Genomic DNA, 14,239 nt, shown 5'->3' on the forward strand with positions numbered 1-14,239 from the left:
CCTCTTCCCCGCACCTGCGGGGATTACCCGGTGGTCGCAGTGGGGGCGCAGGGGCAGGGGGCCTCTTCCCCGCACCTGCGGGGATTACCCGGCCTTTCCTGCGGGGAGACCCTGTATCGGGTGCTCTTCCCCGCACCTGCGGGGATTACCCGCAGCATCCATCGCGAAGAGGCTTTGTATGCGTCTCTTCCCCGCACCTGCGGGGATTACCCTAGCAACGTTTTGCATGAGGGGCGTGCAGTGAGCCTCTTCCCCGCACCTGCGGGGATTACCCGCGGGCGCGGCTCGGGCGGCCGCTGAGCACGAGCTCTTCCCCGCACCTGCGGGGATTACCCGGCCCCACCAAAAAACTGAGCCGGGGAATCAAACTCTTCCCCGCACCTGCGGGGATTACCCGTCAAAGAGGCTGCCCTTGTCGTCGCCTGCCTCCTCTTCCCCGCACCTGCGGGGATTACCCGGTTCAGCGTGCATTGCTGCCCTCCAGCGCAGACTCTTCCCCGCACCTGCGGGGATTACCCTACGACGGCTTCAGCTCACACGACACCGCGCGGCTCTTCCCCGCACCTGCGGGGATTACCCTGTCCCCCAATTCCTGCGAGGTCATAGTGTTGTCTCTTCCCCGCACCTGCGGGGATTACCCGTAACCCTGTCACGGCGTGTCGCCTAAAAGCGTCTCTTCCCCGCACCTGCGGGGATTACCCGGCAACCGCCTACGCACACGAGTTGAACGAATCCTCTTCCCCGCACCTGCGGGGATTACCCGACGCGCAGGCACTCGCGCGCCCACACCGTGCACTCTTCCCCGCACCTGCGGGGATTACCCGCCCAGCATCATCACCCACAAGATCGCTGTCGGCTCTTCCCCGCACCTGCGGGGATTACCCTGGTTCGAGTCAAAGAAAAACCTTGAAGTCCTCCTCTTCCCCGCACCTGCGGGGATTACCCGCTCCCTGTGCGCCGTGGCCGCGCGGCTGCTGCCTCTTCCCCGCACCTGCGGGGATTACCCGCCTGATTGCCCGCGCGGGCGTAGGCGGCAATGCTCTTCCCCGCACCTGCGGGGATTACCCGCCTCCCACGCGTATTCGCGCGCCAACGAAACACTCTTCCCCGCACCTGCGGGGATTACCCGGACAGGTGGCAGCTCGTTACGGATGTGAGCACCTCTTCCCCGCACCTGCGGGGATTACCCGATGGCACTAGGGTGCGTCTGGAGCAGGCTGCGCTCTTCCCCGCACCTGCGGGGATTACCCGCGCCGTCTGGCGTGCGCAACTTTGGGGACTTCCTCTTCCCCGCACCTGCGGGGATTACCCTCCGCCACCTAGATAGACAAAAGCGCCCTAGCTCTCTTCCCCGCACCTGCGGGGATTACCCGTTTGCGTTGACGTCTTCGCTGCGGATGATGTCCTCTTCCCCGCACCTGCGGGGATTACCCGCGCCTGATTCCCCTAATCGAGGAGTATCAGCACTCTTCCCCGCACCTGCGGGGATTACCCGGCCTGACCGTTCCCGCGATTGAGGGTGTAGGGCTCTTCCCCGCACCTGCGGGGATTACCCGTAACCGTCGCCTTCCCCTTCACCTACCAAGGACTCTTCCCCGCACCTGCGGGGATTACCCGTCACACCCGCTGATCTGCTGCTAGCAGAAGCGCTCTTCCCCGCACCTGCGGGGATTACCCGTCCGTGGCGGCGTCGTTAATGTTCTGATAGGTCTCTTCCCTGCACCTGCGGGGATTACCCGGCGACAGCGCCGTACACACGTCAAGGGGAGGACTCTTCCCCGCACCTGCGGGGATTACCCGCTATGTTGATTGACTGTTAGCGATGAAGATTGCTCTTCCCCCCCACCTGCGGGGGTTACCCCCTGCCAGTTTTGCTCTAAGCAGCCCGGCAGCGTTCTCCCCCCCACATTCGCCGTTTACCTGAGCCGAGCTGTGAATCCTCGGGCGCGTGGCTGCTGTTTCTTGCGCGCGTTGGGGGCTTAGGCCGCGTTGGTGACGTGCTAGCTGGAGGCGAGTGGCTGTGTTTCCGTGGAGCCGTTCGGCGTGGGTTGTGGATTGTGCCCCTTCCCCGCGCGTGTGTTGCTAATCACAAGTAAAGTCGCTAAGTAGGGCCGAATTGTTCGTGAGGAGGTCATGTATGTTTCGTAATGCGGTGGTTGTCGTATCGTCGGCGGTTGTAGCACTTCTACTTGTTGTCGCTGGCTGGACGGCCGGACGTTTCTTCGCTGAGGAGGAAGGAAGAGCCTGTCTTTTCCATGACACTCCTCATGACATGATCGAGCTTGGGCTTGACATGGAGCAGAACGTTCCGGCATCGGAACTAGGCCGTTTGCTTGTAGCTGACATCAACGAAAGGTGCCCGACATCCATATGTGCGGGTTCAGCTTTGTCGCCTCGAGAGGAGAAGTTGGTCGTCTATGTGAAAGGTGGTCTTGAAGCTCTTCCAGAGGATTTCGGGCAGCGCGCCAGTGAACTAGCCGCTGAGATTCGGGTCGTTCCGGTGCGTTTCTCCGCAGATGATCTTGAGGGTTTCATTAGCCAGATCGCTGACGCGAATGAAAGCAGGATTCTCGCGTTGTCACAAGACGTTCGGGTTAACGGGATCGTCGTTGGTTTGGCTGACTATGATCCGCTAAATACGGTGCTCCTCCACCCGCTGGACATCCTATCTGCCGAAACGCGTAGCATCATGGAACAGGTCATGGCGTCAGGTGTTCCGATCGAGTTCCTCCCTGCGGATAAGGAACACTTGCCGAAGTGGTGATGAATCCACCCGATGGAGGTTGGTTCCATCCCGATTGGCAGGCGAAAAACTACCGCCTCTCTCGCGCCCATTCTCGGCACAGGTACTGATACGCACCGACGAAATCCTCACCATGGCCGGAGCGTTTGATCGCTTCAACAGCCCGTTGGGCCATCTGTGCTTGCTCTTCCTCGCTTGGCAGGGGTCGCCCGGGGCCGATGGCTTCGCGCGCAAGCTGAGCAAGATCGTGCTTCAGCGCTTTTCGCACACGGCTTTGTAAAAGGAGCGCACCGAGTAGCGCAAGAGCACCCATTACGACAAGCGCGACCTGTCCGGTGAGGATGCCAAGTATCAGGCCGGAACCGCCGAACACGGCAAGAAAGAGGATTACCATGCCAAGCGCGCGCTTATTTCCTGATGATCCCACGGCGGTTCCTTTCCTTTAGCGGTGAAGCATTATCAGTCATCATAGGCTCAGGGGGTGCGGGCCACATGTTGAAGGAGGCGGCGAACCTCGTCTAGGGGCGGATAAATGGCGTCACGCGATAACCCCTCTTCAGCGAGCAATGCTCGAAGTTCGTTCTTCCAACGCGCGGGGATCTTGACGCTGAAACCGCGTGACGACCATCGTGTCTCGTACTTGCCTGCTTTACTTTTCGCAAGCCTTTCAGCCTCGACAAAGCTCGCGATGGTGGCGGCAAGATCCTCTTGCTGTCGGGGAACGGGGAACTTGACGGCCAGCGTGGAAATCTGGCGCATTTCTTCTTGAGTGAGTGTGGCTCCGCCTTCACCTGAGCGGCGGTATTGCCTGTGCCCGTGTGCGTTGGTCACTAGCCCGCCAGCGAGGAAGAATCCGCGCTGTGCGACCATTCGCGCGTCTGAGAAGGGTAGAAGAATCGGGACAACTTCGGTGTCCCACTGTTGAAACTTCCCCTGCTGCCAGGCTAACCCGCCGCCGTCGGCCCTTGGGAAACGCAACCATCTTCCGTGCTGAGCGCTCAGGACAAATAAACGCGCGTCCCTTGCATCGTCAGTTTCGACCGCGAAGTAAAGGGCCACCCGCCAATCTGAACTGACATCAATTAGCCGGGTCGGTGCCCCGTGGTGCTGCAGCACTGTCAGACATTCAAGGGCTGTCAATCCGCGCACAATTCCATGCTCTTGGGCGGCGGCGAGCACGCGGTTTTCAGCCTCGTTGAGGAGGCGTTCAATATCGCGGTGCGCCATTCCCTCTTTAATGGACGGGGTAATCATCCGGTACAAGGAAGAATTCAGCCCAAATGATGCGTCGGCTTGGCCGCGAAAAAAGAAAGTCACGTCTGGCTGACGAAGGAATCGGCGTTGCCCGCTTTTGAACTCGACAATATTGCCCGTGGTTGTGTGATTGAAGTGGGGAGCCGCATCCATTCCTTCAGCAAGCGCGGCGTAGAAAGAGGCCGCATCGGTCGCGGGAATATGTACCTCACGCTCGGAAAAGAACTCGTCAGCGAAAGAAGGTTTGACGAGGGCGTCGCCGGGTGGTTGCGTCATGACCCTACAGTACAGACACGACCCCGCTTTTGAGTGACGAGGCCGAAGCGCTCGTTGTAGCGCTCCTGCCTGAACTGGGATACAAGTGGCGGGGTTTACTGACAAAAGAGCTGGTGGGGCGCGAAACCTGCGAGTTCCGCGCCCCACCAGCCTTAACATCCCCCAGAGGGGATGAATAGTGTCAGATCCCCAGCGCAGCCTTCACATCGGCCTTGACTGCATCCAGACGCTCAGCAGCGGTGGCGCGGGCGGCAGCCACATTGCCGTCGACAACGGGAACGATGACCTCGCAGTAGCACTTGAGCTTGGGCTCGGTGCCAGAGGGGCGTGCGATCACGCGGTCACCAGCCTCGGTCAGGAACATCATGCCGTCGGTGGGAGGCAGGTCTGCGGAGCCTTCTGCCAGGTCAACGACGGTCACCACGGGTGAGCCCGCCATTGAGGCAATACCGTTGGCGCGCAGGTTCGCCATGCCCTGAGCAATGAGGGACAGGTCCTCAACGCGGATGGTGACGGGCGAGGTGGCGTGCAGGCCGTGAGCGACGGCCAGATCATCCAAAGCATCCAGCAGGGAACGCCCTGCGGCCTTTTCTTGCGAGGCCAAGTATGCCAGGCGCAGGCAGGCAGAAATGCCGTCCTTATCCTTCACTCCTTGCGGATCCACGCAGTAGCCCAGGGCCTCTTCATAGCCAAAGACCAGGCCCTCCACGCGGGAGATCCACTTGAAGCCGGTGAGGGTATTGCGGTGCGTGAGTCCGTGAGCGGCGGCAATCTGAGCCAGCAGACGTGAGGACACGATGGAGTTAGCCAGTACGGCACCCTCCACTCCGGCCTCGACAGCCAGTGCGGCGGCCTGTTCACCTAGCAGGGCGCCAACCTCGTCGCCGGTGAGCTGACGCCAGCCTCCCTCAACTGAGGCGTCGGGTACGGCGGCCGAGCAACGGTCAGCGTCGGGATCGTTGGCGAGAATAATGTCAGCGTCAACCTTTCGAGCCAGGGCCATCGACAGGTCAAGGGCGCCGACCTCTTCAGGGTTGGGGAAGGCGACGGTGGGGAAGTCGGGGTCGGGGGAGTGCTGCTCGGCCACGAGGTGAACATCCGTGAAACCCGCGCGACGCAAAACCTCGGCCATGGTGTCGCCGCCCACGCCGTGCATGGAGGTCAACACGATGCGTAGGTCCTTTTGGCCGCCGGGAACCAGTGGCACCACGCGTGAGTAGTAGTCCTCCACCAGGTCTGCTCCCAGCAGCTCCCAGCCTGACTCTGCGCGCGGCACGGAGGCCACGGATTCAACTGCCTGAATGGCGGCGAAGATTTCAGCGTCGAATGGGGGCACAATCTGTGCGCCGCGGCCAGCGTCGGTGACAACGCGTCCACCCAGGTACACCTTGTACCCATTGTCCTCGGGTGGATTGTGGGAGGCCGTCACCATGACAGCAGCGTCAGCATTGAGGTGGTTCAACGCGAAAGCAGTCACGGGGGTGGGCAGGGCGTCGGGAATAACGAGCGCGCGGCCACCGGCGGCAACGGCTACGGCGGCGGTGTCGAGGGCGAATTGCTCCGAACCGTAGCGGGCGTCGTGGCCGATGACCACGCTGAAACCTTCACCCACGCGCTCGCGCAGCACCGCCATCAGGCCAGCGGCGGCCTTAATGACGACGGCGCGGTTCATGCGGTTGGGGCCACCGCCCAGGTGACCGCGCAGGCCAGCGGTGCCGAACTCCAACACGCCAGCGAAGCGATCAGCCAGGTCGGCCTCAGCGGCGGTATCGCCAGCCAGTGCGGCGTCAAGCAGGGCTTGGACTTCAGCGGCGGTGGTGGCGTCGGGATCGTCTGCGATCCAGGCCTTCACAATGTCAACATCAAAAGACACAGGTTCTCCTTTAAATGGTGTCAGTTTTTAACGGGTGTCAGTAAAACTCAGTGGATACGAGCAGCAATATCAGCCAGCAGGCGAGCAACGCGAGGAGCGGCAGCCTGCCCGGCCTCGATCACTTCCTCGTGGGAGAGCGGGGTGGGGGAGATCCCGGCGGCCAGGTTGGTCATCAGCGACAAGCCCAGGATTTCCATACCAGCTTGACGTGCCGCGATAGCCTCCAGAGTGGTGGACATGCCCACCAGGTCACCGCCGAGGATTCCCGCCATCTTTACCTCAGCGGGGGTTTCGTAGTGAGGGCCGGGGAACTGCACGTACACGCCTTCGGGTAGCGTGGGGTCAACCTCGTGGGCAAGGTCGCGCAGGCGCTGAGAATACAGATCCGTGAGGTCAACGAAGGTGGCGCCCTCCAGAGGGGAGGCGCCGGTGAGGTTAATGTGGTCGCGGATGAGGACCACCTGGCCGGGCGCCCACTCGGGGTTTAATCCGCCGCAGCCGTTGGTCAAAATGACGTGCGAGGCACCCGCGGCGGCAGCCGTGCGCATCCCGTGAGCGACCGCGCGCACGCCCTTGCCCTCGTAGTAGTGGGTGCGCGAGCCGAGGACGAGGGCGTGGCGGTCGGTTCCGTGAATTCGGATTGAGCGCATGACCGGAACATGCCCGGCTACGGCGGGGGCGTGGAATCCGGGCACTTCAGAGGCAGGAATCTCAGAGACGGTTTCTCCCAGCAGATCAGCGGCGCCGCCCCATCCTGAGCCGAGAACGAGGGCAAGTTCATGGGTGGCAATGCCGGATCGGTCAGCGATGACGTCGGCGGCCTCGCGCGCGAGCTCGAAAGGATCGCGGGCGTTATGGCAATGAGAGTCAGTAGTCATTCCTTAACGCTAACTCAGATCAGAGAAGAATGAGAACACGGTGAGAGGCTGTCCTTCCTTTCAATCTGCGAGGCGGTTGAGGGTGCATAGTGTGGTCGGTGGCGTGCGGCAGTGTTGGTGTGGCCTAGAGTGAGGGGGAGCACGCGGGTTGATCGCCTGAGCCATGCCGCTCCTCCCCGTAGCAGGCGCACGTGAAGCGGGGCGCCCGTAGTGTAGTAGCAGTGTTGAGGCCGTGGATCACGCGAAATCTGAGGAGGCGCCATGCTGACCCCACTGACGTTGACGGTGACTGATCCGGTTCAACTCACCGCCGAGCTTGTGGACATCCCATCAGTGTCAGGGGATGAGGCCTGTATTGCCGATGCCGTTGAAGCAGCGCTCGCGGCCTGCCCGCACCTGCAGGTCACGCGTAATGCTGACGCGGTGGTGGCACGCACGAACGTGGGGCGTCCCACGCGAGTCATTATTGCCGGTCACCTCGATACTGTGCCGATCGCAGATAATGTGCCCTCACGCTGGGGGAGCCTCAATGGTGAGGATGCGCTCTTTGGACGAGGCTCTGTCGACATGAAGGCGGGGGTAGCGGTTGCTCTGCATCTGGCGTGCTCTCTGAGCGCCCCCCGGCATGACGTGACATGGATCTTTTATGACCATGAGGAGGTTGCTGACGCGCTTAATGGGCTGGGCCGTTTAAGCCGTGAAGCCCCAGACCTCCTTGAGGGGGACTTCGCAATCTTGGGCGAACCGACTAGCGCTCACATTGAGGGCGGCTGTAATGGCACGCTGCGTGTGATTGCCACCTTCCCGGGTGTGGCCGCTCATTCGGCGCGCGCCTGGAGGGGGGATAACGCGATCCATAAAATGGCGCCCGTTATTGACGCTATCGCCGCCTTTGGTAATCCAACGGTTGTGGTTGACGGGTTGGCCTACCGTGAATCGTTGTCGGTTGTTGGGGTCAGTGGTGGGGGAGCGGCCAACGTTATCCCCGATACGGCGAGGATGACTGTCAATTATCGTTTTGCGCCATCTACATCTGGCGAGGACGCTCTCGCTTTCGTGCGTTCCTTTTTCGAGGGAAGCGGCGCTGTCGTTGAGGTTGATGACCTGTCCCCGGGGGCTCGCCCCGGTATGGATGCGCCCATTGCGCGTGAGTTCGCTGCTATTGCGAAGGCCCGTGGGAACGTGCAGGTCAACGCTAAAGAGGGGTGGACTGATGTTGCGCGCTTTGGTGCGCTGGGCATCCCCGCCATCAACTATGGGCCGGGTAATCCGTTGGCTGCGCACACGATTGACGAGGCTGTCGCCGTGGCAGAGATTCGCCGGTGTGTGGAGGTGTTGGGGGCATGGCTTGCTCCTGAACCTGCCTAATGGTGCGAGGTCCTTAGTTCGTTTTCGGTGTGGCTGGATAGTCCGGGAAAGTGCTGGAGTGTTCTAAGGGAAGGGCATGTGTTCGCTGCGCATGCAGGCGCGCGCGTGACTATCGTAAAAGCAGCACTCCCTACTTGATGAAGATTGGACAAGGGTAAATGGCTGAAAATAATGGACGTCGTCGTTCCTACCAGCGTGGCCCGGTGGTTTTGCGTGGCGCGCAGATCCCGAAGGAAACATCTGATGAGCGCCTGCTTCGTGTTGGGCAGGGGGCCGACTGGCTCCATGAGGACCCCTGGCGTGTTCTGCGCATCCAATCGGAGTTCGTTGAAGGCTTTGGTGCGCTCGCGGAGATTGGCCCTGCGATTTCTGTCTTTGGCTCTGCCCGTACCAAGGAGGATCATCCATACTGGCAGCTTGGCTACGAGATTGCTCAGCGTCTTGTTGAGGCCGATTATGCGGTGATCACTGGAGGTGGCCCAGGTGCTATGGAGGCTGCCAATAAAGGTGCCTGGGACGCTGGGGGCACCTCGGTTGGTCTGGGTATTGAGCTTCCCCAAGAGCAGGGGATGAATCAGTGGGTGAATGTGGGTATTAACTTCCGCTATTTCTTTGCCCGCAAGACGATGTTCGTTAAGTATTCCAGCGGGTTTATTGTCTTGCCTGGCGGTTTTGGCACCCTTGATGAACTCTTCGAGGCGTTGACCTTGGTGCAGACGCGAAAGATTCGTTCCTTCCCAATCGTGTTAGTGGGTAGTAAGTATTGGTCGGGCCTGGCAGAGTGGCTCAAGGAGAGCCTGTTGGAGCAGGGGATGATTTCTCCAGGAGATAATGATTTATTTCAGGTGGTTGACGATCCTGCAGAGGCTGTACGGATTGTTACGGTGCAGAACTCAGCATCTCGGTGAGAATCTGAGGTCTGATTCCCTGCGCAAATGGGCCAATATTGAGTAAAATGAGGCTGATGTGTGCTGCGCGATGATGGCGTAGTGAGCTGCAAAGCGATCCTGGCGATGCGGCAGGCGAACAAACAGTGAGGAGCCGAAAACCATGGCAGCAATGAAGCCGAGGACTGGCGACGGACCCCTGGAAGCAACGAAAGAAGGACGCGGCATTGTCATGCGCATCCCCAGTGAAGGCGGTGGCCGCTTGGTCATTGAGCTGACGCCGGAGGAGGCATCAGAACTGGCCAAGGTTCTTGCCGAGGCAGTCTAAGATTCTTCTCAGTTTCGAAGCTCCCCTCACGCCCCGGGCGTGAGGGGAGCTTGATTATGTGGGCTGTGGTGGGATGTGGGCACGCTCGATGAACGGAGTTAGGGGAGAAATAAGTAAATCGCTTAGAGCTGATATATTTTAAAGACTGTTTAAGCCGTTTCTATATCGGATGTCAAAAAACGGCATGCATATCCGATGGGAAAGTGCGTCAAAATGCAATGTGATTCTTATTTCATTAAGAGGTATGTCAGGATATGGAAAAGATAGATCTAGACGGGGAGGAAACGCTACAGTCTTACCTGAAATAGCGATGCTCACTAAACTTTCAGGTGGGCAATGCACTCACCGATAGGAGTCAAACCGTGGAATATCAAGATCCCAACGCCCTTGTTGCCCTCTACACCTCTGTTCCCTTCCTGTCAGCCTCGCTGGTTATCTCGGTCATTTCAATCGTGGCCATGTGGAAGATCTTCGAGAAGGCGGGCGAGCCGGGTTGGGCCGCCATCATCCCGTTCTACAACGCCTACACTCTGACCAAGATCGCCGTCGGTAACGGCTGGCTGTTCCTGCTCGCTCTCGTCCCCCTCGTCAACTTCTTCTTCGCGATCTGGCTGATGGTGAAGCTTGCCGCTGCTTTCGGTAAGAGCATTGCCTTCGCTATTGGCCTGATTTTCCTTGGCCCCATTTTCATGCTGATCCTCGGCTTTGGCGACGCAAAGTACCAGGGCGTCCAGGCCTAAGGTGCCATTGAAAATCTGAATCTCAGATTCTTTTCAACACCGGTGTGGGGGTCGAGTGCATAGCACTCGACCCCCACACCGCTTTATATTTCACCGCCAGAAAACGGCCCTCTACATGGCTCGGATCAGAAAAGTAGTTCTGGCAACAGGCTCTAACGTCGTACTGCCACAGCCAGGCCGTCACCTACGGGGAGTAGGGCTGGGACAAAGTCCTCCGACTGTGCAAGGAAACGACCGATCTCACGCATTACCACCGTGTCGGCGTCGCGGCGGGCCGGGTCAGCGACCTGATCGTGCCACAGCGCCCGCACGACGACAACACTTCCGCCGGGTCGCAGGACGCGCACGGCATGGTCAAGGTAGGCGGGAGCTTCGGAAACATCTGCGTCGATGACCACCATGTCGTAACCACCCGCCGCCATTCGTGGCAGTACATCCAGTGCGCGCCCCGAGATGAGGCGGGTACGTTGCGAGGAAACACCCGCAGACTGGAAGGCTCGGCGCGCGTACTTGTGGAACTCTGGTTCGTGATCGATGGTGGTCAGGACGCCATCGGATGCCATACCGTCGAGCAGCCACAGGCCAGAGACGCCTGCACCGGTGCCGATTTCCAGGACGGCGCGGGCTCCAGCAACGGCGGCCAACATGCGTAAGGCGGCACCAACACCGGGTGAGACGGGCGCAGCGCCGAGGTCAACCGCAGCTTCACGCGCCTGAGTGATGATCTCTCCTTCAGAGATGTACTCTTCGACGTATTGCCAGGTCTGTGCTTTCTCAGACATGAACCCTCCACGGATGTCGATAGTGGTTTGGAATCCTACAGTTAAGCCTAGTGTGGCTCAGACACTCTAGTTATTGATGGGAGAAACACCTAGGGGGCGTCCAGCCAACCCTCGGGTGTGCTCGCCCAATCGGGCTGCGAGAGCCTGAAGAGCCTCCGCAGCGGGGCCCTCGGCCAGAGCAACAGGTGCGCCCACATCTCCGCCTTCACGCAGGGCGATATCAAGCGGAATCTGACCCAGCAGATCTACAGCGTATCCAAGCTGCGCGGTAAGGCGCGCAGAGACGGACTCGCCGCCGCCAGCACCGAAGATCTCCAGGCGAGTGCCATCAGGCTGAGGCAAGAAAGACATGTTTTCGACAACACCGATGACGCGTTGCTGGGTTTGAGTTGCGATGGAACCAGCTCGCTCAGCAACCTCTGCGGCAGCAATCTGAGGCGTCGTGACGACAAGAATCTCTGAGTTTGGCAGTAGCTGAGCAATAGAGATCGCAACATCACCGGTGCCCGGTGGCATATCAATCAGTAGTACATCCAGGTCACCCCAGAAGACATCAGCGAGGAACTGCTGAAGTGCACGGTGCAGCATCGGGCCGCGCCAGATCACAGCCTGGCCGTCGGCAACGAACATGCCGATTGACACAACCTTGACACCACCTGCACCAACGGGAGGGATAATCATGCCGTCGATGACTTGCGGATCAGTGGTGACTCCCAACATGCGAGGAATCGAAAAGCCGTAAATATCGGCATCCATCACGCCGACCTTCAGGCCACGCTTAGCAAGGGCCGCCGCAAGGTTAGCTGTCATTGAAGACTTGCCGACACCTCCCTTACCGGAGGTCACAGCAATGACGCGGGTCAAAGAACCGGGCTGATTGAAGGGAATTTCACGTTCTGGGCGGCCACCGTTAAGTTTCTCGCGCAGGGCCTTCTTCTGCTCGTCGGTCATGGCCCCCATGTCGACGATCACCTTTTCCACGCCCTCAACAGCGCCGACAGCGGCCTCAACATCTGCCGTAATTGTATTGCGCATCGGGCAGCCAGCGGTGGTCAGCAGGATCATCACCCGCACAGTGGAGCCGTCAATTTCAACGGAATCGACCATATTCAGGTCAATAATGGGACGGCGGATTTCAGGGTCATTGACGGTCGCCAGGGCAGCCATCACCAGTTCTTCAGAGACAGACATGCCTCTAGTCTACGCGGTGGGGTCAGTGCTGCTCTTCCGACGTAGGTGTGACCTCACGCGGCTCGTCCGCGTGAATGTCATGCGCGTCAGCATCACTGGCATCATCGGCACGGCGCTCCTCCTCGCGCCGTTCTTCCTCTTCTCGTCGATCCTCTTCAAACTCTTCGCGGAGATCTTCCAAGACAGCACGAAGCTCTGAGCGGACAAAATCACGCGTCGCAACATCTTGCAAAGCAAGGCGCAGACCTGCGATTTCACGCGTGAGGTACTCGGTATCCATGAGGTTGCGTTCGGCGCGCTGACGGTCCTGCTCAGCTTGCACGCGGTCGCGGTCGTCTTGACGGTTTTGAGCCAAGAGAATCAGCGGGGCAGCATAGGAAGCCTGCAACGACAGCATGAGCGTCAACGCCGTGAAGCCCAGATCTGCCCGGTCGAATTGTAGGTGAGCGGGTGCAAGAGTGTTCCACGCAAGCCAGAAGCCAACGAAGGCCGAAAGGTAGACGAGGAACTGCGGCGTGCCTGAGAAACGAGCGATACGTTCGGCGCTACGGCCAAGGCGTTCGGATTCAAAGTTGATCCGCGGCAGGCGGAAACGGCTGGCGCGTTCAATCGGGGTATCAAGAGCGTCAGCCATCAATGCTCCTTGCCATTAGTCGGTCGGTGACCTCGTCATCGTAGTCGCGCCAGTCCTCGGGCAACAGTTCGTCCAAGACGTCGTCAACGGAAACTGCGCCCAAGAGGTGCCCGTCCTCGTCTGTGACAGGAAGGACTGTCAAATTGTAGGTGGCGAGCAGGCGGGTGACGGTGGCAACGTGAACCGAGGGTGGTACCGCCTCAATGTCACTGTCCACGATGGTTCCCAGTTGGGTTTGGGGAGGTTCACGTAGTGCCCGCTGAATGTGCACCATCCCCAGGTAGCGGCCGGTGGGTGTTTCCATGGGGGGACGCACAATGCAGGCGATGGTGGCCAGGGAAGCGGGGAGGTCCTCCCTGCGGACGGCTGCGAGCATTTGAGCAACAGTGTCGTCTGGGCCGAGAATGACAGGCTCGGTGGTCATGAGGGCGCCGGCTGTGGATTTTTCGTAGGTGAGGAGTCGTCGCACGTCCTCGGCCTCTTCGGGTTCCATGAGGGCAAGGAGGGATTGGGCTTGCTCCACGGGGAGCTCACCGACGAGGTCGGCCGCATCGTCAGGCTGCATGACGTCGAGAACATCTGCGGCGCGGGTAGCGTCAAGACGAGAAACGATCGACACTCGGTCGTCATCGCCAAGTTCTTCAAGGACGTCGGCGAGGCGATCGTCGGGAAGGGCTTTTGCGACGGCGAGCTGACGGTCCTCGGGGAGGTCGTGGATAAGATCGGCAAGGTCAGCAGGCTTCATTGCCTCAGTCTGGAGGATCAGCGTACTGGCTCCCTGGGTGACGTCTACGGTGAGTAGGCCGCTGACTGCACTAACGTCAACAGTGAGTGTTTCGCCTTTGCGTTGGAATCCTAGGGAGGACAGGCGTACACGCTGGACGTGTAGTTTGGACAGAACCCAGTCGCGAGGACGGCGCTGCTCCATAGCAACGTCAATAACGGTGGCTTCGCCGGAGCCGTCGTTCATGGTGACGACTCGGTCGAAGAGCTGTGAGAGCACGAGGGTTTCGAGTGGGCGCTGTGTGAAACGGCGCATATTGAGCAGGCCGGTGGTGATGACGGCCCCGGATTTAATGGCGGTGACACGACCAAGGGGTAAGAAGACGCGGCGTCGCGGGCCGACTTCGACAACAAAGCCGATGACATTGGCTGCTGCACCTGGGCGGAAGGTCGCGACAACATCATGGATCTTTCCCACCTTTTCGCCAAGGGGGTCAAAGACGCCTGTTCCTGCTAGACGCGCGATAAAGACGCGGCGGCCGCTGGTTCCTACATTCATCGG

The 14,239-nt window shown here is 60.0% G+C and carries 13 protein-coding genes and 1 CRISPR repeat array; of the genes, 5 read left to right on the forward strand and 8 right to left on the reverse strand.

The features are described from left to right. Nucleotide 1: 1 nt before the first annotated feature. Nucleotides 2–1,800: a CRISPR direct-repeat array (repeat unit 29 nt; unit sequence CTCTTCCCCGCACCTGCGGGGATTACCCG). 337 nt (nt 1,801–2,137) lie between these two features. Beyond that, nucleotides 2,138–2,764, forward strand: coding sequence for a hypothetical protein (locus EII11_RS06075; protein ID WP_124870163.1), 627 nt, complete (start codon nt 2,138–2,140; stop codon nt 2,762–2,764). A gap of 49 nt (nt 2,765–2,813) precedes the next feature. On the opposite strand, the gene EII11_RS06080 is transcribed toward EII11_RS06075, so the two are convergent. The 4 genes from EII11_RS06080 to EII11_RS06095 form a co-directional block, all read right to left on the reverse strand. After that, entirely contained in the window at nt 2,814–3,170 is a 357-nt protein-coding gene (locus EII11_RS06080; protein ID WP_124870165.1) for a hypothetical protein, read from the reverse strand. A 47-nt stretch (nt 3,171–3,217) separates the two neighbouring features. After that, a complete protein-coding gene (locus EII11_RS06085; protein WP_165867085.1) occupies nt 3,218–4,273 on the reverse strand; it encodes an FRG domain-containing protein in 1,056 nt (351 codons plus the stop codon). Nucleotides 4,274–4,454: 181 nt separating this feature from the next. Further along, entirely contained in the window at nt 4,455–6,146 is a 1,692-nt protein-coding gene (locus EII11_RS06090) for a phospho-sugar mutase (RefSeq protein WP_124870171.1), read from the reverse strand. Between the two features lie 47 nt (nt 6,147–6,193). After that, nucleotides 6,194–7,024, reverse strand: coding sequence for a purine-nucleoside phosphorylase (locus tag EII11_RS06095; protein WP_124870174.1), 831 nt, complete (start codon nt 7,022–7,024; stop codon nt 6,194–6,196). Between the two features lie 261 nt (nt 7,025–7,285). Between EII11_RS06095 and dapE the strand changes: the two genes are divergently transcribed. The 4 genes from dapE (at nt 7,286) to EII11_RS06115 (ending at nt 10,347) form a co-directional block, all read left to right on the forward strand. Further along, the gene (gene dapE / locus EII11_RS06100; protein ID WP_124870177.1) at nt 7,286–8,392 is read left to right on the forward strand and encodes a succinyl-diaminopimelate desuccinylase; all 1,107 of its coding nucleotides are present in this window, start codon (nt 7,286–7,288) and stop codon (nt 8,390–8,392) included. 158 nt (nt 8,393–8,550) lie between these two features. Beyond that, nucleotides 8,551–9,300, forward strand: coding sequence for an LOG family protein (locus tag EII11_RS06105; RefSeq protein WP_124870179.1), 750 nt, complete (start codon nt 8,551–8,553; stop codon nt 9,298–9,300). Between the two features lie 142 nt (nt 9,301–9,442). Next, nucleotides 9,443–9,607, forward strand: a complete 165-nt coding sequence (locus EII11_RS06110) for a DUF3117 domain-containing protein (protein ID WP_124870186.1) — start codon at nt 9,443–9,445, stop codon at nt 9,605–9,607. Between the two features lie 362 nt (nt 9,608–9,969). Continuing rightward, on the forward strand, nt 9,970–10,347 hold the full coding sequence (locus EII11_RS06115) for a DUF5684 domain-containing protein (RefSeq protein ID WP_124870188.1): 378 nt from the start codon (nt 9,970–9,972) through the stop codon (nt 10,345–10,347). 152 nt (nt 10,348–10,499) lie between these two features. On the opposite strand, the gene EII11_RS06120 is transcribed toward EII11_RS06115, so the two are convergent. From EII11_RS06120 to EII11_RS06135, 4 genes are all read right to left on the reverse strand, one after another. Next, the gene (locus tag EII11_RS06120; RefSeq protein ID WP_124870190.1) at nt 10,500–11,129 is read right to left on the reverse strand and encodes an O-methyltransferase; all 630 of its coding nucleotides are present in this window, start codon (nt 11,127–11,129) and stop codon (nt 10,500–10,502) included. A gap of 66 nt (nt 11,130–11,195) precedes the next feature. After that, entirely contained in the window at nt 11,196–12,320 is a 1,125-nt protein-coding gene (locus tag EII11_RS06125) for an Mrp/NBP35 family ATP-binding protein (protein WP_124870192.1), read from the reverse strand. A gap of 22 nt (nt 12,321–12,342) precedes the next feature. Further along, nucleotides 12,343–12,954, reverse strand: coding sequence for a DUF1003 domain-containing protein (locus EII11_RS06130; protein WP_124870195.1), 612 nt, complete (start codon nt 12,952–12,954; stop codon nt 12,343–12,345). Further along, nucleotides 12,947–14,236, reverse strand: coding sequence for a magnesium transporter MgtE N-terminal domain-containing protein (locus EII11_RS06135; protein ID WP_124870505.1), 1,290 nt, complete (start codon nt 14,234–14,236; stop codon nt 12,947–12,949). The genes EII11_RS06130 and EII11_RS06135 overlap by 8 nt, the downstream gene beginning before the upstream one ends. Between the last annotated feature and the right edge of the window lie 3 nt (nt 14,237–14,239).

The sequence above is a fragment of the Schaalia canis genome (assembly GCF_003858455.1).
In the GTDB taxonomy this organism is placed as follows: domain Bacteria; phylum Actinomycetota; class Actinomycetes; order Actinomycetales; family Actinomycetaceae; genus Pauljensenia; species Pauljensenia canis.